Annotated in this window: 24 protein-coding genes; 14 read left to right on the top strand and 10 right to left on the bottom strand. The window is 67.0% G+C overall.

Translation table 11 applies throughout. The features are described from left to right. Window positions 1-16: 16 nt before the first annotated feature. Window positions 17-3,289 carry an EAL domain-containing protein gene (locus ACCD06_RS06680; protein ID WP_413339628.1) on the bottom strand — a complete coding sequence of 1,091 codons (3,273 nt, stop codon included), beginning with the start codon at window positions 3,287-3,289 and terminating at the stop codon, window positions 17-19. A gap of 449 nt (window positions 3,290-3,738) precedes the next feature. On the opposite strand from ACCD06_RS06680, the gene purB reads away from it, so the two are divergent. The 3 genes from purB (at window position 3,739) to grxD (ending at window position 5,848) form a co-directional block, all read left to right on the top strand. Then, complete coding sequence (purB, locus tag ACCD06_RS06675; RefSeq protein WP_109076368.1) at window positions 3,739-5,034, top strand: adenylosuccinate lyase; 1,296 nt, start codon at window positions 3,739-3,741, stop codon at window positions 5,032-5,034. A gap of 146 nt (window positions 5,035-5,180) precedes the next feature. Continuing rightward, window positions 5,181-5,420, top strand: a complete 240-nt coding sequence (locus ACCD06_RS06670) for a BolA/IbaG family iron-sulfur metabolism protein (protein ID WP_109076367.1) — start codon at window positions 5,181-5,183, stop codon at window positions 5,418-5,420. 86 nt (window positions 5,421-5,506) lie between these two features. After that, a complete protein-coding gene (gene grxD / locus ACCD06_RS06665; protein ID WP_109154349.1) occupies window positions 5,507-5,848 on the top strand; it encodes a Grx4 family monothiol glutaredoxin in 342 nt (113 codons plus the stop codon). Window positions 5,849-5,915: 67 nt separating this feature from the next. Here the strand turns inward: grxD and ACCD06_RS06660 are convergent, their stop codons facing one another. Continuing rightward, window positions 5,916-6,251, bottom strand: a complete 336-nt coding sequence (locus ACCD06_RS06660) for an NHLP leader peptide family RiPP precursor (RefSeq protein WP_109076365.1) — start codon at window positions 6,249-6,251, stop codon at window positions 5,916-5,918. A gap of 170 nt (window positions 6,252-6,421) precedes the next feature. Between ACCD06_RS06660 and ACCD06_RS06655 the strand changes: the two genes are divergently transcribed. Further along, entirely contained in the window at window positions 6,422-7,360 is a 939-nt protein-coding gene (locus ACCD06_RS06655; protein ID WP_413339625.1) for a hypothetical protein, read from the top strand. 88 nt (window positions 7,361-7,448) lie between these two features. Then, entirely contained in the window at window positions 7,449-8,375 is a 927-nt protein-coding gene (rarD, locus tag ACCD06_RS06650; RefSeq protein ID WP_109076363.1) for an EamA family transporter RarD, read from the top strand. Between the two features lie 18 nt (window positions 8,376-8,393). Here the strand turns inward: rarD and ACCD06_RS06645 are convergent, their stop codons facing one another. After that, window positions 8,394-9,056 carry a TetR/AcrR family transcriptional regulator gene (locus ACCD06_RS06645; protein WP_109076362.1) on the bottom strand — a complete coding sequence of 221 codons (663 nt, stop codon included), beginning with the start codon at window positions 9,054-9,056 and terminating at the stop codon, window positions 8,394-8,396. A gap of 146 nt (window positions 9,057-9,202) precedes the next feature. On the opposite strand from ACCD06_RS06645, the gene ACCD06_RS06640 reads away from it, so the two are divergent. Beyond that, on the top strand, window positions 9,203-10,318 hold the full coding sequence (locus ACCD06_RS06640; protein ID WP_413339622.1) for an alkene reductase: 1,116 nt from the start codon (window positions 9,203-9,205) through the stop codon (window positions 10,316-10,318). 162 nt (window positions 10,319-10,480) lie between these two features. On the opposite strand, the gene ACCD06_RS06635 is transcribed toward ACCD06_RS06640, so the two are convergent. Continuing rightward, window positions 10,481-10,993 carry a hypothetical protein gene (locus ACCD06_RS06635; RefSeq protein ID WP_136705208.1) on the bottom strand — a complete coding sequence of 171 codons (513 nt, stop codon included), beginning with the start codon at window positions 10,991-10,993 and terminating at the stop codon, window positions 10,481-10,483. 311 nt (window positions 10,994-11,304) lie between these two features. On the opposite strand from ACCD06_RS06635, the gene ACCD06_RS06630 reads away from it, so the two are divergent. The 6 genes from ACCD06_RS06630 (at window position 11,305) to nifW (ending at window position 16,474) form a co-directional block, all read left to right on the top strand. Continuing rightward, on the top strand, window positions 11,305-11,700 hold the full coding sequence (locus ACCD06_RS06630; RefSeq protein ID WP_413339620.1) for a HesB/IscA family protein: 396 nt from the start codon (window positions 11,305-11,307) through the stop codon (window positions 11,698-11,700). A gap of 70 nt (window positions 11,701-11,770) precedes the next feature. Next, the gene (nifU, locus tag ACCD06_RS06625; RefSeq protein ID WP_413339618.1) at window positions 11,771-12,694 is read left to right on the top strand and encodes a Fe-S cluster assembly protein NifU; all 924 of its coding nucleotides are present in this window, start codon (window positions 11,771-11,773) and stop codon (window positions 12,692-12,694) included. Between the two features lie 15 nt (window positions 12,695-12,709). After that, on the top strand, window positions 12,710-13,915 hold the full coding sequence (gene nifS / locus ACCD06_RS06620; protein WP_413339616.1) for a cysteine desulfurase NifS: 1,206 nt from the start codon (window positions 12,710-12,712) through the stop codon (window positions 13,913-13,915). Between the two features lie 252 nt (window positions 13,916-14,167). Next, window positions 14,168-15,289, top strand: a complete 1,122-nt coding sequence (nifV, locus tag ACCD06_RS06615; protein ID WP_413339614.1) for a homocitrate synthase — start codon at window positions 14,168-14,170, stop codon at window positions 15,287-15,289. Between the two features lie 23 nt (window positions 15,290-15,312). Further along, a complete protein-coding gene (gene cysE, locus ACCD06_RS06610; RefSeq protein WP_413342464.1) occupies window positions 15,313-16,125 on the top strand; it encodes a serine O-acetyltransferase in 813 nt (270 codons plus the stop codon). A gap of 13 nt (window positions 16,126-16,138) precedes the next feature. After that, window positions 16,139-16,474, top strand: coding sequence for a nitrogenase-stabilizing/protective protein NifW (nifW, locus tag ACCD06_RS06605; protein ID WP_413339612.1), 336 nt, complete (start codon window positions 16,139-16,141; stop codon window positions 16,472-16,474). Between the two features lie 55 nt (window positions 16,475-16,529). Here the strand turns inward: nifW and ACCD06_RS06600 are convergent, their stop codons facing one another. Continuing rightward, the gene (locus ACCD06_RS06600; RefSeq protein WP_109154361.1) at window positions 16,530-16,832 is read right to left on the bottom strand and encodes a hypothetical protein; all 303 of its coding nucleotides are present in this window, start codon (window positions 16,830-16,832) and stop codon (window positions 16,530-16,532) included. A gap of 273 nt (window positions 16,833-17,105) precedes the next feature. Here ACCD06_RS06600 and ACCD06_RS06595 point away from each other — a divergent pair, with 273 nt between their 5' ends. After that, window positions 17,106-17,513 carry a response regulator gene (locus tag ACCD06_RS06595; protein ID WP_413339610.1) on the top strand — a complete coding sequence of 136 codons (408 nt, stop codon included), beginning with the start codon at window positions 17,106-17,108 and terminating at the stop codon, window positions 17,511-17,513. A gap of 200 nt (window positions 17,514-17,713) precedes the next feature. Here ACCD06_RS06595 and ACCD06_RS06590 read toward each other — a convergent pair whose 3' ends face one another. The 5 genes from ACCD06_RS06590 to ACCD06_RS06570 all read right to left on the bottom strand — a co-directional run bounded on the left by ACCD06_RS06590 (window position 17,714) and on the right by ACCD06_RS06570 (window position 24,612). Continuing rightward, window positions 17,714-18,007: a ferredoxin family protein gene (locus tag ACCD06_RS06590; RefSeq protein ID WP_413339608.1), complete on the bottom strand. Its 294-nt coding sequence runs from the start codon at window positions 18,005-18,007 to the stop codon at window positions 17,714-17,716. Then, the gene (locus ACCD06_RS06585) at window positions 18,004-19,305 is read right to left on the bottom strand and encodes an FAD-dependent monooxygenase (protein WP_413339606.1); all 1,302 of its coding nucleotides are present in this window, start codon (window positions 19,303-19,305) and stop codon (window positions 18,004-18,006) included. The genes ACCD06_RS06590 and ACCD06_RS06585 overlap by 4 nt, the downstream gene beginning before the upstream one ends. A gap of 28 nt (window positions 19,306-19,333) precedes the next feature. Continuing rightward, window positions 19,334-20,413 (bottom strand): electron transfer flavoprotein subunit alpha/FixB family protein, encoded by a 1,080-nt coding sequence (locus ACCD06_RS06580; protein ID WP_413339604.1) that lies wholly within the window; start codon window positions 20,411-20,413, stop codon window positions 19,334-19,336. A 25-nt stretch (window positions 20,414-20,438) separates the two neighbouring features. After that, complete coding sequence (locus ACCD06_RS06575; RefSeq protein ID WP_413339602.1) at window positions 20,439-21,290, bottom strand: electron transfer flavoprotein subunit beta/FixA family protein; 852 nt, start codon at window positions 21,288-21,290, stop codon at window positions 20,439-20,441. Window positions 21,291-21,528: 238 nt separating this feature from the next. Then, window positions 21,529-24,612 (bottom strand): DUF3369 domain-containing protein, encoded by a 3,084-nt coding sequence (locus tag ACCD06_RS06570; protein WP_413339600.1) that lies wholly within the window; start codon window positions 24,610-24,612, stop codon window positions 21,529-21,531. A 189-nt stretch (window positions 24,613-24,801) separates the two neighbouring features. Here ACCD06_RS06570 and ACCD06_RS06565 point away from each other — a divergent pair, with 189 nt between their 5' ends. Continuing rightward, complete coding sequence (locus tag ACCD06_RS06565) at window positions 24,802-25,647, top strand: BglII/BstYI family type II restriction endonuclease (RefSeq protein ID WP_109154403.1); 846 nt, start codon at window positions 24,802-24,804, stop codon at window positions 25,645-25,647. The last annotated feature ends 15 nt before the right edge of the window (window positions 25,648-25,662 follow it).

The following is a 25,662-nucleotide window of genomic DNA, read 5'->3' as shown; positions in this document are numbered from 1 at the left end:
GTGCGGGTATGGGCGCCTAGTCCACCACCTCCGCCACCAGCAGCCCGGCCGCGGCGGCATCGCGGCGGACGAACTCCAGGAAATCCTCGTAGGGCATCGGGCGGCCCAGCAGATAGCCCTGGCACTGGTCGCAACCCATCCCGGCGAGACAGTCGTACTGCTCCTCCGTCTCCACCCCTTCGGCCAGCGTCTGCATGCGCAAGGACCGGGCCATGCCGATGATCGCCTCGGCGATGGCGCCGCTGTCCGGGTCGTCGGCCTGCAGACCGCTGACGAAGCTGCGGTCGATCTTCAGCTTGTCGACGCGGAAGCGCTTCAGATAGGCCAGCGAGGAATAGCCGGTGCCGAAATCGTCGATGGCGAGCGGCACGCCCATCTCGCGCAGCTGCGAGAAGGTTTCCGAGACCACATCGGACTCGTCCATCAGGACGCTTTCCGTCACTTCCAGTTCCAGCGCCGACGGCGGGATGCCGTATGCCGACAGCCAGCCCGCCACCCGCTCGGCCAATCCGGGGCGGCGCACCTGCACCGCCGACAGGTTGATGGCGATCAGCAGGTCGCGGTGGCGCAGCAGTTCCGACACCCGGCGGCAAGCCTCGCCCAGCACCCAGTCGCCGAGCGGCAGGATCAGGCCGGTATCCTCGGCCACCGGAATGAACTGGCCGGGCATGATCAGCGTGCCGTCGGGCTGGCGCCAGCGCACCAGCGCCTCCGCCCCGACCAGCCGGCGGTCGTCCAGGGAGAACTGCGGCTGGAAATGCAGCTCCAGCTCGTTGTTGGCCAAGGCGCGGCGCAGGTTGTTTTCCGTCCACATGCGATCCGACGCGCGGCGGTTCAGCTCCGGCGTGAAGAACCGGTAGGTCGCGCGCCCGGCCTCCTTGGCGGCGTACATCGCCATGTCGGCGCTCTTCAGCAGCGCATCGATGCCGGTGCCGTCGTCGGGATAGATCGCGATGCCGATGGACGGCGTGACCTGCAGCTCGTGCCCGTCGATCAGATAGGGTTCCGACAGGGCGTGCAGCACCTTGCGCGCGACGGTGCCGGCGGCGTCCGGGCTGTCCATGTCGCTGATGAGGATGATGAACTCGTCGCCGCCCTGCCGGCTGACCGTGTCGCTGGCCCGCACGGTGCCGCTCAGCCGCACCGCCACCTCGCGCAGAAGGCCGTCGCCGACCTGATGGCCCAGGCTGTCGTTGATGGTCTTGAAGCGGTCGAGATCGACGAACAGCAGCCCCACCTTGGTGCCGTGGCGGCCGGCGACCAGGATCGCGCGTTCCAGCCGGTCGCGCAGCAGGAAGCGGTTGGGCAGATCGGTCAGGAAGTCGAACTGCGCCAGATGGCGGATGCGCTCCTCCTGCGCGCGGGTCTCGGTGATGTCGGTGAAGGCGGCGATGTAGTTGACGACGGCGCCGTCCTCGTTCCTGACCAGCTTGACGCTCAGCCATTCCGGAAACACCTCGCCGTTCTTGCGGGTGCTCCAGATCTCGCCGGCCCAATGGCCCTCGGCGCGCAGCTGCACCCAAAGCTCTTCATAGAAGTCCGGCGGGTTGCGGTCGGAGCGCAGGAATTCCGGGCCGCGGCCCAGCACCTCGTCCCGCCCATAGCCGGTGATGCGGGAGAAGGCGTCGTTGGCGGCGACGATCTGCCGGTGTTCGTTGGCGACGAACATGCCCTCCGCCGCGTTGTCGAACACCTTGGCCGACAGCCGCAGCTGCCATTCCGCCCGCTTGCGCTCGCTGATGTCGCGGGCGATGGCGGAGTAATAGACGTCGCCCTCGTAGGTGATGCGGCTGGCGGTGACCTCAAGCTCCAGCATGCGGCCGTCGGCGGTGAGATAGGCGGTCTCGTAATGGCTGGCCGCGTCCTCCCCCTCCGCGGCGAAGCGCTTCAGCAGGTCGGCCTGCCCCATCACCAGATCGTCCAGCCTGCCGCCCAGCGCCTTGCAGCCGAACGGGTTGACGTAGGCGATGCGCAGGCCGGCATCGGCCAGCACGACGATCTCGGACACGTGGTCGATGAAAAAGTTGGCGAGATAGAGCTGGCGCGCCCGTTCGCGCAGCATGCTGTCGCTGTGCCGGACCCGCAACTGGTAGCTGCCGACGATGCGCCGGATCCAGCCGGTGACCAGCCACGACACGCCGACCGAGGCCGCCAGCGCCACGCCCAGCACGGCGACCGTGGTCCAGACCCGCTGGTTGACGCCGCGGCTGATCTCCGCCCGGCGGGCCTCCATCTCGCGGCCGACATCGTCGATGTAGGAGCCGGCGACCAGGATCCAGCCCCAGACGTTCGGGGCGGAGACATAAGCCATCTTCGGCGTCGGCCGCGCCGAGACCGGATGGATCCAGTCGTAGCGCAGCTCGCCGCCGCCCTGGCGCCCGACGTCCAGCATGCGGGTGACGATGTCGCGCTCGGTCTTCCATGGCAGGTCGCGGGCGTTCATCCCCTCCGACGCCGGAGCGGTGGGCGACAGCAGCACCTGCCCGTCCTGGCGCAGCACGCCGATGAAGCCGGTCTCGCCGAACCGGAAGGCGCGCAGGCGATCCAGCGATTCATGCTGCAGCCGCGTCTCCACGGCGCTCAGAGAATCGCTGGCGCCGATCAGCCAGTCATAGGGTTCGAACAGGCGGACGAAGGCCAGCTTGTCGACGGTCTGCGTCGGATCGTCGGGCTGGCTCACGCGATAGCGGGCGAAGCCGCGCCGGTTGGGGTCATGGGCCGCCCGCATCAGCTCGCCCACGACCGAATCCTCCGCCGTGTCGGGCACGGCGGAGGGCGACGTTCCGTCCTTTGGCGTCCCCTCCCGCGACGGATCCACCGGCATCAGGACCGAGTTGCCGTTCATGTCGTGGATGAAGTAGTAGCCGCGACCGCCGGAAAAGCGCAGCGGCCGCAGGGTCTGCTTGATCGATTCCTTCACCGCCGCTTCGGGCAGGATGTTCCGTTCCCGGTCATGGACGCTGCGGGCGATGGCATAGGCCTCGTTCACCTGGGTGCGCAGATGGTCCTTCAGCAGCGGCTCAACGCGCGAGCGCATGTAGGCGAGATAGGATTGCGCGTTCTCCACCTCCTGCATCAGGGTCTGACGCTGCTCCTGGAGATAGCGCGTCTCGCTCTGGTGCAGGTCGTGCTCCAGGTCGGCCCAATGCTGCCAGACGAAGTAGAAGCCAAGCCCGAGGACGAGCGCCGACACCAGCGCCATCGACGCCAGGAACTGCAGGCGGTAGAGCCGGGCCTCGTCGGACGAGCGCGACGGCGCACGGACCAGTTCGACGACGGGGTCGGACAAGAAGGGCTCCCTTCGGATAGGCTTTCCGGATGCGGGCTTGGGCCGGCCCCGATGCGCTGTGCAAGTGTTGCTTAATGCTCGTTACGATTCAACTGCAAGCGAATCAAATCCACCACGGCGCGACTCTTTGACTGTTTTCCTCTCCCTTGGATCGCCATGGGGTGGCGCCGCTGCGAACGGACAGGGAATCACCGGAAAGTCGGTCCATTCAATCTTAGGCGCGGATTCCCTTCGGCCGGCAACGTTTCGACCGTGAAGATTAATGACGCCGCAGGCCGCCGCCGGCGCCCGGTCGTGGCCAAGTCCGGGCCGGGTCGGGCACGGCGCATCGTGAGGCTTTAAAACGCCCCCCGGCACGGCTATGGTCGCGCGCGCGTGGCTTTGAGACCCGCAAGCCACCCCCGACCCAGCGCCCGAGACCCAGCGCCCGCATCCTCCGGAGAGTGCCGATGATCCCCCGCTATACCCGCCCCGAAATGGCCCGCATCTGGGAGCCTGAAAACCGCTTCCGCATCTGGTTCGAGATCGAGGCGCACGCCTGCGACGCGCAGGCCGAGCTGGGCGTGATCCCGAAGGACGCCGCCAAGGCGGTGTGGGAGCGCGGCAAGTGGGAGATCGACCGCATCGACGAGATCGAGCGCGAGACCCGGCACGACGTCATCGCCTTCCTGACCAACCTCGCCGAATATGTCGGCCCCGAGGCCCGCTTCGTCCACCAGGGCATGACCTCGTCGGACGTGCTGGACACCTGTCTCGCCGTGCAGATGACCCAGGCCGCCGACCTGCTGCTGGCCGACATGGACGCCCTTCTGGCCGCGCTGAAGCGCCGGGCGTACGAGCACAAGAACACCGTCACCATCGGCCGCAGCCACGGCATCCATGCCGAGCCGACGACCTTCGGCCTGAAGCTGGCCGGCCATTACGCCGCCTTCGCCCGCGGGCGCGAGCGTCTGGTCCAGGCGCGCCAGGACATCGCCACCTGCGCCATCTCCGGCGCCGTCGGCACCTTCGCCAACATCGACCCGCGGGTGGAGGAGCATGTCGCCGCCAAGCTGGGCCTGTCGGTGGAGCCGGTGTCGACCCAGGTCATCCCGCGCGACCGCCACGCCTTCTTCTTCTCCGTGCTGGGCGTGATCGCGTCGAGCATCGAGAATCTGGCGACGGAAGTCCGCCATCTGCAGCGCACCGAGGTTCGCGAGGCGGAGGAGTATTTCCACCCCGGCCAGAAGGGCTCGTCGGCGATGCCGCACAAGCGCAACCCGGTCCTGTCGGAAAACCTGACCGGTCTGGCCCGCATCGTGCGCTCCGCCGTGGTCCCGGCGCTGGAGAATGTCGCGCTTTGGCACGAGCGCGACATCTCCCACAGCTCGGTCGAGCGGATGATCGGCCCCGACGCCACTGTCACGCTGGACTTCGCCCTGGTGCGCCTGACCAGCATGATGGAAAAGCTGGTGGTCTATCCGGAGCGCATGCAGAAGAACCTGGACGATCTGGGCGGTCTGGTCTTCTCGCAGCGCGTCCTGCTGGCGCTGACCCAGGCCGGCATGAGCCGCGAGGACAGCTACAAGGCGGTGCAGCGCAACGCCATGCAGGTGTGGGAGAAGGGCGGCAACTATCTGGACCTGCTGTCGGCAGATCCCGACATCGCCAAGCATATCGGCCGCGACAAGCTGGAGCCGATGTTCGACATGTCCTACCACACCAAGCATGTCGACACCGTGTTCAAGCGCGTGTTCGGCGAGTGAGCTGCTGATGGCGCGGGCCGTTACGGCGTCTTCCGCAGAACGGCAAATATTTGCCGGTGGATGACAAACGGCCCGGCCGCACCTAATCTATCTCGAGAAGCACGTGCCCGGGCGGGGCAATCCTGAACAGAACGAGGACTGTACCCATGGCGATGGAAGCCGCCACGATCGAAAAGCTCATCAAGGAAGGCATCCCCGACGCAGTCGTGGAGATCGCCGACCTGCGGGGCGATGGCGACCACTATGCCGCGCTCGTCACCTCCGCCACCTTCAAGGGCAAGAGCCGGGTGCAGCAGCACCAGATGGTCTACGCGTCCCTGCAGGGCAAGATGGGCGGCGAACTGCACGCCCTGGCGCTGACCACCGCGGTGCCGGAAGGCGCCTGAGAACGGATGCCGGAAGGCGCCTGAACACAAGTCGTAACGGACAAGGTCCCGGCACAGCCGGGCCTAATCGGAAGGGTTATCGAGTCATGGTCGATCAGAACGTCGTCGAGCGCATCGAGCAGGACATCAAGAACAACGATGTCGTGCTGTACATGAAGGGGACCCCGGTGTTCCCGCAGTGCGGCTTCTCCGCCGCCGTCGTCCAGGTGCTGAGCCACACCGGCGTCAAGTTCAAGGGTGTCAACATCCTGGAGGATCCGGGCCTGCGCCAGGGCCTGAAGGAATACTCGAACTGGCCGACCTTCCCGCAGCTCTACGTCAAGGGCGAGCTGGTCGGCGGCTGCGACATCGTCCGCGAGATGTACGAGTCGGGCGAACTGCAGACCCTGATGGCCGACAAGGGCGTCGCCACCGGCGCCGCCGCCTGACGGCATCGCCGGTCCAGGCCGGAACAGAAAAAGCCCCGCTCCGGCGGGGCTTTTTCTTTGTGTGGCGTTACTTCTTCTTCGGCTTCGGCGGCGCGTCGTTCGGGCCGTAGAGGATGAAGGCGGAGAAGCTGGTCCCGCCGGAGGCGAGGTCCAGCAGGTCGTCCGGCAGCTCGCTCTGATCGGCGGCGGGCAGGACCAGGGTCATTTCGCCCGGCTGCTCCTCCACCACCTTGATGGCGATGCCGGGGATCGGATCGGTGCCGAACAGGGTCTTCAGGGCCGCATGCGGGTCCTTGACCAGCAGAGCGCGGAACGCAGCGTCGGATTGCGCACGATCCACCAGGGCGGCTTCGGCTTGACGACGGAGTTGCAGCAGAGGATCGACACCAGCCTGCGAAGTCATAACCCACCTTCCCGCAATTGTTTAAAAACTGAAACCGTATCGATGCACCGGTCCGGCAAGCATAGACGCGGCAATAAGATCGCTATATACATGCAATCAACGAACCGGCAAGCGGAAATTGTATTGCGCCATCTGCGCGTTACGCGATTGCGGCGGCGGGATTTTGATCCATGATGATTCAATCAGAAGTTATTCGCCCCGTCTCTCCGGACGAAGCCGACGCGGTGGCACCACTGACCTGGGCGTCCTACCGCTCCCTGCTGTCGCTCACCGACCCGGAAGAGACGCGGCTTTGCCGGCCCTGCGCCGTTGCCGCGTGGGACGGTGACCGGCCGGCTGGTCTTGCGCTGTCGGCCGTATCGCCGGGCCGCCCCTTGGAGGCGGGAGAGCAGACGCTGCTGTCGCTGACCGTCGCCCGGCCCTGGCGCCGGTGCGGACTGGCGCTGCGGCTGCTGGCGGCGCTGAAGGGCGCCCTGCCCGCGCTCGGCGTCCGGCAACTGGCCGTCAGCTATTCCAGCCGGTTGCCGGCGGCGGATGCCTTCGCCGCCACCCTGCGCGCCGCCGGCTGGCCGGAACCGGAACCGTCGCGGCTGCGCATCTGCGGGGCCGTGCGCGACACCGTGAGGGTCTTTCGTGACCGCGATTCGCTGATGACGCGCATGACGGCGGAAGGCTTCCGCCTGTGGTCCTGGCGGGAGCGCGGGACGGAGGCGGAAACGCTCGCCCAGGCGCTGATCGATCGCGGCGAGGCGCCGGTCTGGGCACGGCCCACCCATTGGTGCGGCATGCTGGACCCCGACCTGTCGCTGGTCATCGGCGCGGGTGACGTCATCGTCGGCTGGGCGCTGTGCGTGCACCAGCCGGATCTGTCGCGCTGGTTCTTCCCCATCGGCTGGGTCCGCCCGCCCTATGACCGCCGCGGCTGGCTGATGGGCGCCTATGCCGAGGGGGCTGAGCGGGTGGCCGCCCGCCATGGCGGCGATTCGGTGGCGGTCATCGAGACGGCCAGCGGCCAGTCCGGCATGTGGCGGCTGTTCGAGCGAAGATTCGCGCCGCACGCCCATTGGATCGACCGGATGATGACGAGCGAGCGCCCGCTCGGTTTCTAGCATGCCGCGAAGCGATGCCCGGCGCGCAGCCCCGCCATGCCCGGCGCCCCGCTGCCGGATTGCACAAACAATGTGCTAAACGGACGGTATGGTTCAGACCCCGCCGCCCGCCAAGGCCCCGATCTCCACAACCGCAGCGTTCGTCGCGGCGCTCGCCTCATACCTGATCTGGGGGCTGGTCAACCCGGTCTTCTTCAAATCGCTGGGCGATGTCGGGGCGGTGGAGATCGTCGCGCACCGCGTGGTGTGGACCGTGGTGCTGGTCGGCATCGGCGTGCTGTCGACCCGCGGGCCGGCGGCCGTCGTCGCCGCGGTGGGCAGCTGGCGCCGGCTGGGCATTCTGGTGGTCACCACCCTGCTTGTCACCGTCAATTGGACCGTCTTCATCTGGGCGGTGGTGAACAGCCGGTTGGTCGAGGCCAGCCTGGGATACTTCATCAACCCGCTGGTCAATGTGCTGCTGGGCGTGCTCTTCCTGCATGAGCGGCTCAGCCGCGGCCGGATGCTGGCGGTCGCCATCGCCGCGGCCGGCGTCGGCAGCCTTGTCGTCAGCTATGGCACCGTGCCCTGGGTCGCCCTGTCGCTGGCGCTGTCCTTCGGCTTCTACGCCCTGGTGCGCAAGAAGGCGGCGATCGACCCGGTGATCGGGCTTCTGGTGGAAACCGCCCTGCTGCTGCCGGCCGCGCTCGGCTATCTGCTGTGGCTGGGCGGCGACGGCGCCTTCGGGCATGGCTGGGGCGAGAGCACGTTGCTGGTGCTGGCCGGGCCGATGACGGCGGTGCCGTTGGTGCTGTTCATGTTCGGCGCGACGCGGCTGACCATGACCACGCTCGGGTTGCTGCAATATGTCGGGCCAACCGGGCAGCTTCTGCTGGGCGTGCTGGTCTACGGCGAGGCCTTCACCCGCAACCACGCCATCACCTTCGCCTGCATCTGGGTGGCGCTGGCGGTCTTCACCGCCGACGCGGTCCACAGCCACCGCAGCACAACCCGCGCCGCCGCCGCCGCGGAGTAATGGCAGTTTACCGCGGCGTCAGCGAGGCGTCAGTCCATGGGCGATGGTGTGGGCCAGCGTGCCGACCATCGCGCAGATGCCGGCATCGTCGCGGCCGAACACCACCTGATCGAGGAAGCCCAGTCCGAAGCTGAGCGTCGCGATGCCGGCCGCCACATTGGCGAGGTCGGCATCGGCGGCGATGGCGCCGCGCGCGCGGAAGCCTTCCAGCCGTCTCAACAGGCAGGGGATGCGGCTCTCCGACAGGGTGCGCGCCATTTCGTCCGCCACCGCCTGATCGACCAGCGCACGGGCCAGCACCACGCGGGTGAAGTCGCGGCATTTCCAGCTGTGCTTCAACTGGGCATGGAGAAAGCGGGCGAGATCGGTCTCCAGGTCATCGTCCGGCGGCGGCAGGTCGCAGCCGCCCGCTTCCTCACGCCAATAGCGCTCCACCACCGCCAGCAGCAGACCGCTCTTTCCTGAGAAATAGCGCTGGATCAGCTGTTCGTTGACCCCGGCCCGCCCGGCGATCTCCCGCGTCGTCGCCGCATCGAATCCGCGCTCCGCGAACACCAGCTTGGCGGCGTCGAGCAGCGCGCCCTCGGTCGCCGCGCGGTCGCGCTTGCGCCCCCCGCCCTCGCACGCGCCCTCGGTCCCGTTGCCGGGGCAACAGCCATCATCGTCCTTGCTTGCGTCCAAAACCCGTCCCTCTCCGGTGCGTCCCGTCAGCTTCATAATAAGTATGCAGATACATACTTGACAAGCGGCGGGCTCTGGTTCAAGTATGTACTCACATACATACAAGCCGATTTGCCCAACAGGGGCCAATAGGGGGTAGTCCCGCCATGCCGCAAAGCACTGCAAAGCCTGACCTGTTCACCCCGCTGCGCCTCGGCGCCATCGAGCTGCCGAACCGCGTCGTCATGGCGCCGATGACCCGCAGCCGCGCCGGCGAAGGCAACTGCCCGACCGCGCTCACTGCCGATTATTATGCGCAGCGCGCCTCCGCCGGCCTGATCATCACCGAGGCGACGCAGGTCTGCGACACCGCCCAGGGCTATCCCAACACGCCGGGCATCCACACCGACGCCCAGACCCTGGCTTGGCGTGCGGTGGCGGACGCCGTGCATGACGCCGGCGGGCGGATTGTCACCCAGCTTTGGCATGTCGGCCGCATCTCCCACCCGCGCTTCCAGCCGAACGGCGCCGCCCCGCTCGCCCCGTCGGCGATCGCGGCGAAGGGCCAGCTCTACACCGGCGCCGGCATGGAGCCCTTCCCGGTGCCGCGCGCCCTGGAGACCGCCGAAATCCCTGCTCTGGTCCGTCACTTCGCCGACGCCGCCAAGCGCGCGGTGTTCGATGCCGGCCTGGACGGCGTCGAGATCCACGCGGCCAACGGCTATCTGATCGACCAGTTCCTGCGTGACAGCACCAACACCCGCACCGACCAGTATGGCGGGACGGTGGAGAACCGCTGCCGCTTCCTGCTGGAAATCCTGGAGGCCACGGCCCATGCCGTCGGCGCCGACCGCATCGGCGTCCGCCTGTCGCCGACCGGCGTGTTCAACGACATGAAGGACAGCGACCCGCTGCCGCATTTCCTGGCGATCACCAAGGCGCTGAACCCCTTCAACCTCGCCTATCTGCATGTGATCGAGGGCCGGCCCGGCCACCATATGGCTCCGCCGGAAGGCGCACCGCATGTGGCGTCCGCCCTGCGCGCCGCCTTCAAGGGTCCGTTCATCCTGAATGGCGGCTACAGCCGGGCCGACGCCGACACCGCCCTGGCGAACGGCGAGGCCGACGCGGTCAGCTTCGGCGAGGCCTTCATCTCCAACCCGGACCTGCCCGTGCGCTTCCGTGCCGATGCGTCGCTGGCCGAGCCGGACCGCACCACCTATTACGGCGGCGACGCCAAGGGCTACACCGACTATCCGGCCCTGGAGTCCGTCGCCGCCTGACCGGTTTGCGGCCTCCCTGCCCCGGCGGGGCCGCAATAACTCTCGACGTGAGAGAGCGCGTCGTGAGTGCGTCGTGAGACGCAAATCCCCGCTGCCCCCGGCCCGGTTCCCCCCTGGGCCGGGGGCTTTTTTTTGGGGGAATGCGGTTTCTGAGTTGGGTCGTTACCCCGCCCCGCCCTCGCCATCCAGTCCGCGAGCCAGCGCGGCGATGGTGCCGTAGCCGACCTGATCGGCCGGGTCGATCTCCGCCATCTTGGCGAGGATCGCCAGCGCCCTGTCGCGGTTGTGGCGGCGCAGTTCGATAAAGGCCAGCGCCTTCATGGTGAACAGGAAGAAGCGCGCCGGCCCGGCCGCCGTCCAATCGGTGGAGCCCGCCGTCAGTTGCGACCAATCGGCCGGAAAGCCGCCCTGGAGCGCTGCGGCATCCAGCCCGATGCGGGCCACCCGCTCCGCCTCCCCCAGCTTCTTGCGGTTGAAGTAGAATTTGTAGAGCGCGTAGAAGACCGGCAGCACCCGCGGCCCCTTGCGGTGGGCCTCCCACAGCAGCGCCTCGCAGGCATCGGGCACGTCGCGGGCCTTCACCGCCTCCTGCAACAGCTCGTCGATCTGTTCCGGCACATCGCCGAAGGCCATGCGGCCGTTCGACATCCTGAGTTCTATCGGTTCGTCGCTCATCGCTTCCCTCGCCTGTATTTCCTGCTGACACAATCAATCATCCGACGCACCGACGACGTCCCATGGTACGCGCGCGGACACGGGGAAAGACCACATTGTTTTTGTGCGACGAAGTGTCGCTGCTGTCGCGAATCCGACACGCGCCAAAGCCGACAAAATGGTTGGTGTGCGGAACTTTGTCAGACTTTCGCCACGCCATCTCCAGCTGACAATCATTTCAAATCAATAGTTTACCTGCTTGGCACAGCCCTTGCTTTACTTCCCGTCAGATCGGCCGGCACCCCCGGCAACGCGGCTTGAGGAGGCGGGACATGGTGACTCTGACGGATGCGGCGGTTTCCACCCTGGAACGGGTCCTGGCGACGTCAGGCGGCGCCGCCGCCGGCTTGCGGATCGCGGTCACCGACGGCGGCTGCGCCGGGCTGAAATACCAGATGGGCCTGGAGGCGGCGGCCGGCGACGACGACGCGGTGCTCAACTTCGGCCCGGTCACCATCTTCGTCGACGCCAACAGCCAGCCCTTCCTGAGCGGCGTGGTGGTCGATTTCGTCGAGGGCATCGAGGGCTCCGGCTTCAAGTTCGACAACCCGAACGCGGCCAGCAGCTGCGGCTGCGGCAAGTCCTTCTCGGCCGGTGAAGGCGGTGGCGGCTCCTGCTCGACCTCCTCGTCCAGCTGCGGATCGTCGGCCCCCTATTCGACCCATTGATCGGGGCCACTGATCCCGCCCCCGGACACTCTTCCCCTAGGCGCGCACCCCACGGAAAGGCAGCAGCGACATGTGGAACTACACCGACAAGGTCAAGGAACACTTCTTCAACCCGAAGAACTCCGGTGTCCTGGACAGCGCCAACGCGGTCGGCGAGGTCGGCTCCATCACCTGCGGCGACGCGCTGCGTCTGATGCTGAAGGTCGATCCCGACACCCAGATCATCCAGGACGCGAAGTTCCAGACCTTCGGCTGCGGCTCGGCCATCGCCTCCTCCTCCGCGCTGACGGAGATGATCATCGGCAAGACGGTGGACGAGGCGCTGACCCTGACCAACCGCGACATCGCCGAGTATCTGGGCGGCCTGCCGCCGGAGAAGATGCATTGCTCCGTCATGGGTGCCGAGGCCCTGCGCGCCGCCATCGCCAACTACAAGGGCGAGGCGTGGGAAGACGACCATGAGGAAGGCGAGTTGGTCTGCAAGTGCTTCGGCATCGACGCCGCCATGATCGAGCGCGCGGTGACCGTCAACGGCCTGACCACGCTGGAGGAGGTCACCCACTACACCAAGGCCGGCGGCTCCTGCCAGACCTGCCACGAGAAGATCGAAGAGGTGCTGGAAGAGGTGCTGGCGAAGACCGGCGCCCTGAAGCCCGCCAGGAAGCACACCCCCGGCACCGTCGGGCTGGACGCCATCAAGCCGCTGGAGCCGAAGGCCGAACCGGCCGCGGCGCCCAAGCTGACGAACGTCCAGCGCATGCAGGCGATCATAGGCGCCATCGAGGAAATGCGCCCGCAGATCCAGCGCGACGGCGGCGATGTGGAACTGGTCGACATCGACGGCAAGGACATCTACGTCCGGCTTTCCGGCGCCTGCTCCGGCTGTTCGCAATCGGCCGGGACGATGATGGGCGTGCAGATGAAGCTGGTCGAGAAGCTCGGCGAGTTCGTGCGGGTCAAGCCCGCATCCCTCATGCCGGCCCACGCGGGCTAAGGGGAGCCTGATATCATGAGCCAGGGCATCTATCTCGACAACAACGCCACCACCCGCGTCGATCCGGAAGTGCTGCAGGAGATGCTGCCGCTCTTCACCGAGCATTTCGGCAACCCGTCCTCGATGCACGGCTTCGGCGCCGCGGTCGGCGGCAAGATCGAATGGGCGCGCAAGCAGGTCCAGGCCCTTCTGGGCGCCGCGCATGACAGCGAGATCGTCTTCACCTCCGGCGGGACGGAAAGCGACAACACCGCCATCCTGTCGGCGCTGGAGGCCTATCCGAAGAAGCGCGAGATCGTCACCAGCGTGGTCGAACATCCCGGCGTGCTGGCGCTCTGCGAGTATCTGGAGAAGAAGCGCGGCTATACGGTCCACCGCATCCCGGTGGATGGCAAGGGCAACCTCGACATGGAGGCCTACCGTGCCGCGCTGTCCGATCAGGTCGCCATCGTCTCCATCATGTGGGCCAACAACGAGACCGGGACGATCTTCCCGGTGGAGGAACTGGCGCGCATGGCGAAGGAGGTCGGCGCCCTCTTCCACACCGACGCGGTGCAGTCGGTCGGCAAGATCCCGATGAAGCTGGCCGACAGCGCCATCGACATGCTGTCGCTGTCCGGCCACAAGCTGCACGCCCCCAAGGGCATCGGCGCGCTCTACGTCAAGCGCGGCCTGCGTTTCCGTCCGATGCTGCGCGGCGGCCATCAGGAACGCTCCCGCCGCGCCGGGACGGAGAATGCGCCCGGCATCGTCGGGCTGGGTGCCGCCGCCCAACTGGCGCTGGTCCATATGGGCGAGGAGAACACGCGGGTAAAGGCGCTGCGCGACAGGCTGGAACAGGCGATCCTGGCGGCGGTGCCGAGTTGCTTCGTCACCGGCAACCCGGACAACCGTCTGCCCAACACCTGCAACATCGCCTTCGAGTATATCGAGGGCGAGGCAATCCTGCTGCTGCTGAACGAGGCCGGCATCGCCGCGTCCTCCGGCTCCGCCTGCACATCCGGCTCGCTGGAGCCGAGCCACGTCATGCGCGCCATGGGCGTGCCCTACACCGCCGCCCATGGCGCCACCCGCTTCTCCCTGTCGCGCGACACGACGGAGGAGGAGATCGACCGGGTCATCGCCGTGGTGCCGGGCATCATCGCCAAGCTGCGCAGCCTGTCGCCCTACTGGCAGCAGGGTGCGGACCGGCCGAAGGAATTCGCACCCGTTTATTCGTAACACCGAGATCGCAGGCCGGGTCGATGGCCCGTCCCGGCACCCCGCCCGACGACACCCCGTCGGGGCGGGTCCCCGGCCCGGCCTGCGACACTTTTCAAAGGGGACAGTGCTTGCCCCCACCCTAACCCTCCCCCGCTGGGCGGGGGAGGGAACTGCCGCCGCCCTCCCGAACAAGCGCTCAATCCCCCTCCCCCGCCCAGCGGGGGAGGGTCGGGGTGGGGGCAATTGGCGACGACGATGCGAGGTGCCCCCATGCCCACCACCTTCGCCACCATCAACGACACCACGCTGCGCGACGGCGAGCAGACCGCCGGCGTCGCCTTCACGCTCGACGAGAAAATCGCCATCGCCAAGGTGCTCGACGCCGCCGGCGTGCCGGAGCAGGAGATCGGCATCCCCGCGATGGGCGAGGAGGAGCGCGAGGGCATCCGCGCCGTGGCGTCGCTGGGGCTGAAAGGACGGCTGATGGTGTGGTGCCGCATGCACGACACCGACCTGAAGGCGGCGCTGTCCTGCAATGTCGGCTTCGTCAACCTGTCGATGCCGGTGTCCGACATCCACATCACGAAGAAGCTGAAGCGCAGCCGGGATTGGGCGCTCGCGGAAATTGAACGCAAAGTCAAACAGGCGCGCGACCATGGGCTGGAGGTCAGCGTCGGCGGCGAGGATTCCTCCCGTGCCGACATGGATTTCCTGATCGCCGCCGCCACGGTGGCGCAGAAGGCGGGCGCGCGGCGCTTCCGCTTCGCCGACACGCTGGGCGTGCTCGACCCCTTCCAGACGCGCGCCTGCATCGAACGGCTGCGCCGGGCCACCGACCTGGAGATCGAGATCCACGCCCATGACGATCTGGGCCTCGCCAACGCCAATTCGCTGGCGGCGGTGCTGGGCGGCGCCACCCATGTGAACACCACGGTGAACGGTCTCGGCGAGCGCGCCGGCAACGCCCCGCTGGAGGAGGTGGTGGTGTCGCTGAAACACCTCTACCACATCGACAGCGGCGTGGAGACACGGTCACTCGGCGCCATCAGCGATCTGGTGGAGAGAGCCTCCAACCGGCCGGTCGCGGTCAACAAGTCGATCGTCGGGTCCGCCGTCTTTACCCACGAGGCCGGCATCCATGTCGACGGTCTGCTGCGCGACCGCGCCACCTACCAGAATTTCGACCCGGCCGAGGTCGGACGCGAACATCGCATCGTGCTGGGCAAGCATTCCGGCACCGCGGCGGTGAAACTGGCCTATGAACGGCTGGGCATCCCCTGCGACGACGCCACGGCCCAGGCTGTGCTGCCGCGCGTCCGCGCGCTGGCCACCCGTGCCAAACGGCCGCCGACTCCTGAGGAACTGCACGCCTTCCTGGAGGCGGCGACATGAGCAAATCCAAAGATTCTCCGGGCATCATCGCTCTACTGCGCGAGGACGTCGCCTGCGTCTTCGACCGCGACCCGGCGGCGCGCAACGTCTTCGATGTGCTGACCTGCTATCCCGGCATCCACGCGCTGGTGATGCACCGCTTCGCCAATGCAGCCTGGCGGCGGGGGCTGCGCTGGCCGGCGCGTTTCCTATCCTATGTGGCGCGCGCTTTGACCAACATCGACATCCATCCCGGCGCCGGCATCGGCCGCCGATTCTTCATCGACCATGGCGCCGGCGTGGTGATCGGCGAGACGGCGGAGATCGGCGACGACGTGACGCTCTATCATGGGGTGACGCTGGGCGGCACCTCCTGGACCAAGGGCAAGCGACACCCGACGCTGATGGACGGCGTGCTGGTCGGCGCCGGCGCCAAAATCCTGGGGCCGATCACCGTCGGCACCAACGCGCGGGTCGGCGCCAATTCCGTGGTGACCAAGCCGGTGCCGGATGGCATGACCGTGGTCGGCATCCCCGGCCGCGTGGTGCGGCATGATGCGCATCGCCAGCTATCCGGCCGCAAGCAATCTGGACATGGCATCGACCTGGAACATCATCTGATGCCGGACCCGGTCGGAAAGGCCATCGCCTGCCTGATCGAGCACATCAACCGCATCGAAGCCCGGTTGGATGCTCACACCGCAACCGTACCGTCACAGTTTCCTGATAAGAACATCCGACTGTCGGAAATGCGGCTGGGCGATGCCCGTTTGGACGGCGTTGCCTGCAGCGCCTGTGGAAACATCTGCGACCAGGAGGGCTGCGGCCCCTCCCCTTCCACCCAGCAGCATGCGTGAGGAGCCTTCGACGATGAGCGATTTCACCGACGACCTCGACGATCTGGAAACCGCGGAAGACTTCCTGCGCTTCTTCCACGTCACTTACGACCAGCGCGTGATCAACGTGAACCGCCTGCACATCCTGCAGCGCTTCCACGATTACCTGTCGGCTGACCATGGGATGGAGGGGCTGGACGACGACGGCATGTCGGCGCGCTACCGTTTTCACCTGGAACGCGCCTATCAGGACTTCGTGGTGTCCAACGCCATCGCGGAAAAGACCTTCAAGGTCCACAAGGAAGAAGCGCGCAAGATGGCCGACCGCTTCGTGCCCCTGGACAGCCTGTTGGGATCGCCGATCGGCTGAACCGCCTGCGCAAGAGCTTTGACGGAGGGGGCGTCTTGCAGCGCCCCCTTTGCCGTCAGTGGATTTTGCTCTCGTTCCGGCCGCCGTCGCGCCGGTAGACATGGACGTGATAGGCCGCCATCGGGTTCTCGTCGATGTAGCGCAGCAGCTCCTGCTCCGTCCGCGGCGAGGCGTCGCGGATCAGCACCTGCCAGGCGGGCTCCATCGTCGCGCGCAGCGTCTCGTCATGGGGCAACATGATGAATCCGGCCCATTCCGGATTGAAATCCGCGAGATAGCTCTTGGTGTAATGCTTCATCATCGCCGCGTCGTTGACGTTGACGCTTTCCATGTTTTCGAAACAGACTCGCAGGTCCATCGCCGGTCTCCTCATGGAAAAGGGAGCGGCCCCGCCGGCCTTCCATAATGGACAGGCGCGGGTCCGCAATGCTCGCTGGTGAAAACAACCCTGAGACAGAGATGGTGCTTCGTACGGGTAAAAAACAAGGGTGCGGCGACATCCTGCGACGCTTCCGCTCCGTGCCCCATGCGTCCGGCGCAGGCTGCGCCATTGGTCATAATCCTGCGCTTTTTGGTTTGCCGATCACTCGGCTCCTGTAAAATCGCTGTGACAGCCCCCTATGCGATCACGATGACAGATCTTACGCCTGCCTCCGACGCTCCCCTGCGCATCCTCATCATTGAAGACGAGAGCCTCGCCGCCATGGCATTGGAGGAAATTCTCGGGATGCTGGGATTCGCCGTCGTCGGGATCGAGGACAATGCCGACGCCGCGGTCGAGGCGGCCGAACGGCTGCGTCCGGATGTCGTGATGATGGACATCCGCCTGCTCGGCCCGCGTGACGGGATCGAGGCGGCGGCGGCGATCCGCGAGCGGACGGGCATCCGCTGCATCTTCACCTCCGCCTTCGGCGACCCCGAGACCCGCCACCGTGCCGCGGAGTGCGACCCCTTCGGCTTCGTCCGCAAACCCTACTTCCCGGCCGAGCTGCAGCGGGCGCTGGGGCAGGCGGTGGAGGCGTTGAGGGGAGGTGGCTGATTACCCCCACCTAGCCTCCCCCGCTGGGCGGGGGAGGGACTGCCGCCACCCTCCCGAACAAGCACTTGCCCCCTCCCCCGCCCAGCGGGGGAGGGTTGGGGTGGGGGCAATCAGCGAGCACTCCCCAAAGACAAATCGGCCCCCGCACAAGACTGCGCGGAGGCCATCCAGTTCCGGGGGAAGACACCAGACGGACGCGATCAGCCGAACTTGTAGCTGATGCCGTAACCGCTGCGCGGATAGTCCCAGGCGATGTTGCCCTTGTCCTGGCAGACGACGCGGCAGGTGCCGCATTCCAGGCAGCCGTCGGTCACCAGCGTCACGCCGCCCGTCTCGTTCTTGCTGTAGCAGGCGGCCGGGCAGCAGAAGGTGCAGGCCTGTTTCTCACAGCTCTGGCAGGCCTCGACGCTCTTGATCCGGATGTGCGGCCTGCTTTCATCGACGATGTAGCGGTTCTGATAAAGCTTCTCTTCGACCTTGACCATGATGCTCATCGCACGGCCCTCACCAGCTTGATTGCGTCACCGACCAGTCCCATCACCGAGCGGCGCTTGATGAAGGACTTCATGATCTGCTTTTCCTTCGATTTCTTGTCGATGCTGTCCACGGTGAACCAGTTGTGGGCCGCCGCGGTGATTTCGTCGGGATAGGCACCGAAGAACTGCTTGTTGCCGTGCATGATGCCGGGCAGCTCGCGATACTTCTTCAGGTCCTTCATGATGAAGCTGTCATCCAGCTTCTTCTTGTAGGCGGCCAGGTTCGACGCGCTGTAGCCCTTGCCGGCGGCCTTCAGCTCGATCACCGTCTCCGCCGCCATCCGGCCCGACGCCATGGCGAGGTTGGAGCCCTCGCGGTGGGCGGCATTGTTGAAGTGGGCGGCGTCGCCAACCACCATCCAGCCGTCGCCGTAGAGCTGCGGGACCGCCTTGTAGCCACCCTCCGGGATCATGTGGGCGGCATACTCCTTCATCTCCGCCCCCTCGATCAGCGGCTTGATGACGGGATGGTTCTTCAGATCCTCCAGCATCCGGTAAGGCGGGCAGTCGCCGTTCTTGAAGTCGGAGATCAGGCAGCCGATACCGATCGTCAGCGATTCCTTGTTGGTGTAGAGGAAGGCGGTGCCGACCATCCCCTTGGTCACCTTACCCATGATCTCGATGACGACGCCTTCATCCTCCTTGATGCCGAAGCGCTGCTGGATCAGCTCCGGATCGATGAAGAGGATTTCCTTGACCGCCAGCGCCACATTCTCCGGCGCCGCCTCCACCTGAAGACCGGCGCGCTTGGCCAGCAGGGCATTCACGCCGTCGGCCATGATGACGACGTCGGCGTGGATCTCCCCACCCTCGCGGTCGGTGCGCACGCCGATCACCTTGCCGGACGGGTCGCGGATCAACTCGGTCACCGTGGTCTCGCAGATCTGGAGGCCACCGACCTTGCGGATCTGCTCGCCCCACCATTTGTCGATGTTGGCGCGGATGATGGTGTAGCGGTTCGGCTTGTCGCTGTTGAAGGCTTCCGAGCGGTAGTTGGTGCCGACATAGCTGTCGTCGCCCAGCAGCCAGACGCGCTGTTCGATGATGTGGCGCTCGGTCGGGCAATCGTCCCGGAAATCCGGGATGATCTTCTCCAGCTCATGCGAATACATGATGCCGCCCTGGACATTCTTGGCGCCGGGATATTCGCCGCGCTCAAGCTGCAGGACCTTCAGCCCCTGCTTGGCCAGCGTATAGGTCGCGGCGTTGCCGGACGGGCCGGCACCGATGACGATGGCGTCGAACTTTTCGACCATGTCGACAGGCTCCTTTCTCGTCCGGCGGTCAGCCGGCCATGCGGTTGACGGAGAGGCGGCGGCCGAAGGCATCGGTCAGCGCCGGCAGGATCTTCAGCGCGTCGCCGACCAGCCCAAAATGGGCGAAGTCGAAGATCGTCGCGTTGGGATCGGTGTTGATCGCCAGGATCAGGTCGGACTTCTCCATGCCGACCCGATGCTGGATGGCGCCGGAGATGCCGGCGGCGATGTAGAGCTTCGGCCGCACCGTCTTGCCGGTCTGCCCGACCTGACGGTCGTTGGTGGCCCAGCCGGCCTGGACCAGCGGCCGGGTCACCCCGACCTCGGCGCCCAGAACCTTGGCGAGGTCGAAGACCAGCTTCATGTTCTCGACCTTACCCAGCCCCTTGCCGGCCGACACGATGATGTCGGCGAAGGCCAGCTGCGCCTCGTTCTGCTCGCGGTCGGCGATGAAGTTCAGGACCTTGGTGACGATGTCCTCTTCGCGGAGATCCGGCTGGATTTCGATGACGCGGCCGGTGCGGGCGTCGTCGCGCTCCGGCATCGCCATGACGCGCGGGCGCACCGTCGCCATCTGCGGCCGGTAGGCCAGCGTCTGGATGGTGCAGAGCAGCGTGCCGCCGAAGGTCGGCCGGGTGGCGGCCAGCGAGCGGTTATCGGCGTAGATATCCAGTTCGGTGCAGTCGGCGGTCAGGCCGGTCGCCAGCGTGGTGGCGATGGCTCCGGCCAGATCGCGGCCCAGCGTGGTGGCGCCCAGCAGCACGATCTCCGGCTTGTGGGTGTTCACCACCTCGGTCATGACGCGGCAATAGGGATCGGTGCGGTAGTCGGCCAGCGCCGGGTCAGTCACCTTGTAGACGATGTCGGCGCCATAGCCGATGGCGTCGCCGCAGATGCGGTTCAGGTCAGGGCTTTCGGCACCCAGGACCACGGCACCGACCTCCACCCCCAGCTTGTCGGCCAGCTTGCGGGCTTCGCCCAACAGTTCCAGCGACACGGAGTGGACGATGCCGCGCTCCTGCTCCACGATCACCCAGACGTTCTTGTAAATTTTCAGGTGTTCGGGAAGCTGGAACTTGCGGCCCTGGGGCTTGCTCGGTTCGCTCATCGTCGGGTCTCCCGCGGATGGATCGTCAAAGCCCGGCCGCGGCGCGGGCGAGCAGGTCGCCGGCCAGCTTGGGCTGGGCGGCGAAGATGGCATCGATGGCGGCGGCAGCCATCGCGTCGGGGGTGTCCGCATCGGCGACGATCATCTTCGCCTTCTCCGCCCGCGGCTTCGGCACGAAGACCTTCGACACCACGGTCGGCGAGCCCTTCAGCCCGACGCGCCCCTCTTCGGCACCGGTGAAGTCGCGGCTCCAGGTCTTCAGCTCGTAGCGGGCGGCACGGAACAGGTCGTCCATCTTGCCGAAGCGGATGGTGTTGGTGCCCTCCAGCATGGTGATCATGCAGGGCAGCTTGGTCTTCAGCACCTGCACGCCGCCCTCGGAACGGCGCTGCACCACGATCTCCTTGGACGCGATGTTCAGATCCTCGATCTTGGTGATGTAGGTCAGCTGCTCGAAGCCCAGGCGGGTGGCGATGCCGGGGCCGACCTGGGCGGTGTCGCCGTCCACCGTCTGCTTGCCGCAGAAGACGATGTCGACTGGTTCCTCCTCCGCCAGCTTCTGGATGGCCGAGGTCAGGGCGTAGGAGGTCGCCAGCGTGTCGGAGCCCGCGAATTTGCGGTCGGTCAGCAGCACCGCGTCGTCGGCCCCCAGCGACAGTGCCTTGCGCAGCGAGGTCTCCGCCATCGGCGGCCCCATGGTCAGCACGGTGACGCGGGCGCCCACCTTGTCCTTCAGCCGCAGCGCTTCTTCCAGCGAGAACAGGTCAAAAGGGTTGATGATGGCGGGCACGCCCTGCCGCATGATGGTGTTGGTGACGGGATGGATGCGGATCTGGGCGCTGTCGGGCACCTGTTTGATACAGACGACGATGTGCATCCCGTTCTCCTTGGCTTCCGCTCTCGCTGTGACGCGCATGTGGGTTTGGGGCCGGCACCGGGCCGGGATACACCCAGAAAAGCAAGCGGCGTGCCAGCCGGCGCAAGCCGGCCAAGTCACGGGAAATGCAGGATTTTTCTGAGGAGCGGGACGCGCCTCACACTTGTCGCAAAGGCGACAAGGGGACGCTCATGTCGGTTTCGCTACAGCCTCTACTACAGCCGCTGCGGGTGCGGGATCAGACCGCCTCGATGTGGGCGATGACGCGGTCCAGCTCGATGCCGACGCGGGCGACCAGGGAGGCGATGCCCTCCAGCCGGTGGTCGATCACCGCCAGTTCCACCGCATCGGCGGCGGCGGCGAGGTCGCGGGCGCCGACGGTGCGCGAGGACCCCGCCAGCTTGTGGGCTGCCTGCCGCACCTCGTCCCAGATCTCGCCGGCCAGCGCATCCATCAGCCAGCGATGCGAGGCGCTGTTGGAGGTGACGAACTCGCCCAGCAGATGCCGGACGAACTCGCCGTCGCCATCGAACAGCGCGGTCAGCGCCTCAAGGTCGAGCGGCGGCAGGTCGGCGATTGCGGGGGTTGGCGGAGATGCCGGCTGAGGGGAGGGTTGCTGCAACTCGTCGTTCATCGCTTCCATGCCTTCCGAAGATTCGCACGGCTCCGCCCCCTCCCAGCCTTTGCCGTCCGCAGGGGGTAGGAAACGGTCGACCACTTGGCGCAGATCGGCGAGGCTGACCGGCTTGGCCAACGTGTCGTCCATGCCCGACGCCAGGCAAAGCTGCGCTTCGTTTTCCGTCGCGTTGGCGGTGATGGCGACGATGGGCAGGCGCGGGCCTCCACCGGCCGCCTCGGCGGCGCGGATGCTGCGGGCCAGTTCCATGCCGTCCATCTCCGGCATCTGGCAGTCGGTCAGCAGCAGGCCATGGCCGCCGGCCCGCCACATCGCCAGCGCTTGGGCGCCGTCTTCCGCAGTCTCCATCACATGGCCGAGTAGGGTCAGCTGGCGCTGGATGACCTGACGGTTGGTCGGATGATCTTCCGCCACCAGGATCAGCCGGCCCTGCGCCCGTGCCTCCTCCACCGTGGGCAGGCGGCGTCGGCCAGCCGCCGGGGTGGCGGGTTCCGGTTCGGGATGGCGATCGGTACGGCCCCCCTCCCCTACCGCCATCCGCCCTGCGGCGGCCAGGATGGCGCGGACCAGCCCGCCCCGCCGCACCGGCCGGCCGAGAACCACAGTCCCGGCGCCGGACGCACCCAGTTCCGCCGCGTCGCCCGCGGTTAGCGCGTCGCCGCCGATCAGCACGCGCCCGCGCACCCGGCCGCGCGGGTCATTGTCCAGCGCAGCAAGGTCGGTGCCCAGCGTGGAGACTAGCACGTCGCAGGCGGCGGTCGGCAGCAGGGTGCGCAAGGCCGCATCGGCGTCGGCCGCCTCCACCAGTTGGGCGCCGTCGGCATTCAGATAGCGGGCGAGGAAGCCGCGCTCCTGCGCATCCGCCGCCAGAAGAAGCACGGTCACCCCCTGCAGCGGCGCCCGCTGCGTCGGGGCGGGCTCGATCGCCGCCGGGACCAGATCGGCGGCGAAGGTGAACCAGAAGGTCGAGCCGACATTGACCTCACTGATGACGCCGATGTCGCCGCCCATCAGTTCGGCCAGACGCCGGCAGATCGACAGACCAAGCCCGGTGCCGCCGAAACGCCGGGTGGTCGATGCCTCCGCCTGTGTGAAGGGGCGGAACAGGCGAACCTGATTTTCCTTGGAGATGCCGATGCCGGTGTCGGTCACCGCGACGCGGATGGTGACGCGGTCGCCGTCGAACTGCGCCAGTTCCACCCGCATGGTCACCGAACCGGACTGGGTGAACTTCACCGCATTGCCGGCGATGTTGAACAGCACCTGCCGGATGCGGACCGGATCGCCGACGACCTCCGCCGGCAGATCGGGGTCGATGTAGGTGACCAGCGACAGCCCCTTGCCCCGTGCGCCCGGCGCCAGCGTTTCGGCCACCCCCTCCACCACATTGGCGAGGGAGACCGGCACCCGCTCCAGGTCGAGCCGCCCGGCCTCGATCTTCGAGAAGTCGAGGATATCGTTGATGATCGTCAGCAGCGCGCCGGCAGACTCCCGCACCACGCTGACCAGTTCGCGCTGGTCGCCGGTCAGGCTGGTGTGCTCCAGCAGCTCCAGCATGCCCTGGATGCCGTTCATCGGCGTGCGGATCTCGTGGCTCATCGTCGCCAGGAACAGCGACTTCGCCTGGTTGGCCGCCTCCGCCTCCGACCGCGCCGCCTCCGCCGCCTCGCGCGCCGCGACGAGGTCGCGCGTGCGCTCCGCCACTTGGCCCTCCAGGCTGCGGTTCAGCTCGGTCAGTTCCTCGTACAAATGGACGTTGTCGAAGCCGATGGCGACCTTGGCGCAGAACACTTCCAGCAACCTGCGCTCGTCGGCCGTCAGTGCCCGCCCATGGCCGAGATAGACCGCAGTGTCGTGGTGCCGGGTGGCGGAGCGGAAGACCAGAACGCTGTGGCCACGTTCGTAGCGGTTACGGCCGTCGGACAGCGCCGCCGTCACCGCCTGCACCGCATCGGGCGGCAGGGCCAGGAACAGCGGCGTCCCTTCCATCCCGACATGGCAACCGGCGCCGCCAAGCACCAGCGGCTCCGCCGGCCGCGGCCCGTCGGACAGGCGGCTGACCAGCGCCACCCCGTCACCCTGCGGGCAGACGCCGACGATCTGCGCCACGGCATGGCGCACGAACTCCGCCATCGTCCGCTTGCCCAGCAGGGTGGACGAGGAGTCGAGGATGCGCTCCAGCCCCTCGCGGTGGTCCTCGATGGCGGTGATGTCCTGGTAGCCGCGGAGCGCGGCGACGACGGAGGTGAACAGCTTCTGCGCCGTCAGCTCCGTCTTCGATTTGTAGTCGTTGATGTCGTAGCTGAGGATGACGTCGCGTTCCGGCGCCTGCCCCGGCTGGCCGGTGCGCAGGATGATGCGCACACGGCGGTTGCTCAGTTCGTTGCGGATGTAGCGGACCAGACGCAGGCCGGCATCGTCGGATTCCATCACGACGTCCAGCAGGATCACCGCGATGGCCGGGTTGTCGCGCAGCACCCCACGCGCCTCCGCCGCGGTGGCGGCCGACAGGAACTGCGCCGGACGCCCTTCGAAGGCGAAGCCGCGCAGCACCATCTTGGTGGTGGCATGGATGGCGGGGTCGTCGTCGACGATCAGGATCAGCCAGGGTTCGACCGGTTCGGCAGCCTCGGCCGCCACCTCGACGGCGGGTTCCTCCTCCGCGAACAGGAATTCGTCGCTCATCACGGTCCCCCGGCGAAACAACCGCGCTTTTTCCACCCCGGCGCGCGGGCGACCTTATCATATGTCGGGGAATGGCCGCCAGTTCGGCCCCCGGCCGGCACCGTCAGGTGGTGCCGGCAGGCGGAAAGGGTGGATTTGCCGGGCGGCAGCCGCCATGGTGGCGCCGTTTTCCATCGCGCATGTGCCGTCATGAATTTGCTTGCCTGCATCCACGACAAGGCTCCGCTGATCGAAGCGCGGGATCCCGACCTGGGCGACCTGTTCCCGCCGGGCTTCCTCGACCTGTACGAGGTGCACAGCTACCGCAACGCCGCGCGCATCCTGGCCTATGCCTGCACGGCCGAGTTCCGCGAGATCACCGAACGGCTGATGGAGTTCCGCATCCGCACCGAGGACATCGTGGCGTCGGGCGGCAACAAGTCGCAGATCGCCAAGACGATGGAGCGGATGCTGAACCCGCTGGGCTGGAACGAGACGCGCATCCGCGGCGACCTGTTCATCACCAAGATGATCGTGACCCACGAGGAAAAGCGCCGCGTCGCCGGCAAGAACCGTGGCCAGACCGTGACCGAGCAGCGCCAGCGCGAGGAGCTGTACAAGGTCAACGGCTTCATCGACGGGCACAAGATCGACTTCGTGAAGGAGCGCGTGTCCTTCGACCTGGAATGGAACAGCAAGGACCAGACCTTCGACCGCGACCTCTACGCCGCCCGCACCTTCTACGAATGCGGCATCATCAATGCCGGCGTGCTGCTGACCCGCAGCGCCGAACTGATCCCGCTGTTCACCGAGGTGGCGCGGCGGGTGGAGATGAAGAACTTCCAGAACAAATACGGCGCCAGCACCACCTGGATGAAGAAACTGCTCTACCGCCTGGACGCCGGCCGCGGCGGCGGCTGCCCGGTGCTGGCGCTCGGCATCCGCCCGGCGGTGGTGTCGGATTTCGAGGAATGGAAGGACAGCCACCCGATCGTCCGCCAGACGGCCACCTTCGACGTCGACACCGGGGCGGAGGATGAGGACGATCTGTGGTGAGGGTGGGGACTGCGG

Source organism: Azospirillum sp. CT11-132, from assembly GCF_047302835.1.
Classification (GTDB): Bacteria; Pseudomonadota; Alphaproteobacteria; order Azospirillales; family Azospirillaceae; genus Azospirillum.
This window is presented reverse-complemented; position numbering and strand designations above follow the sequence as displayed.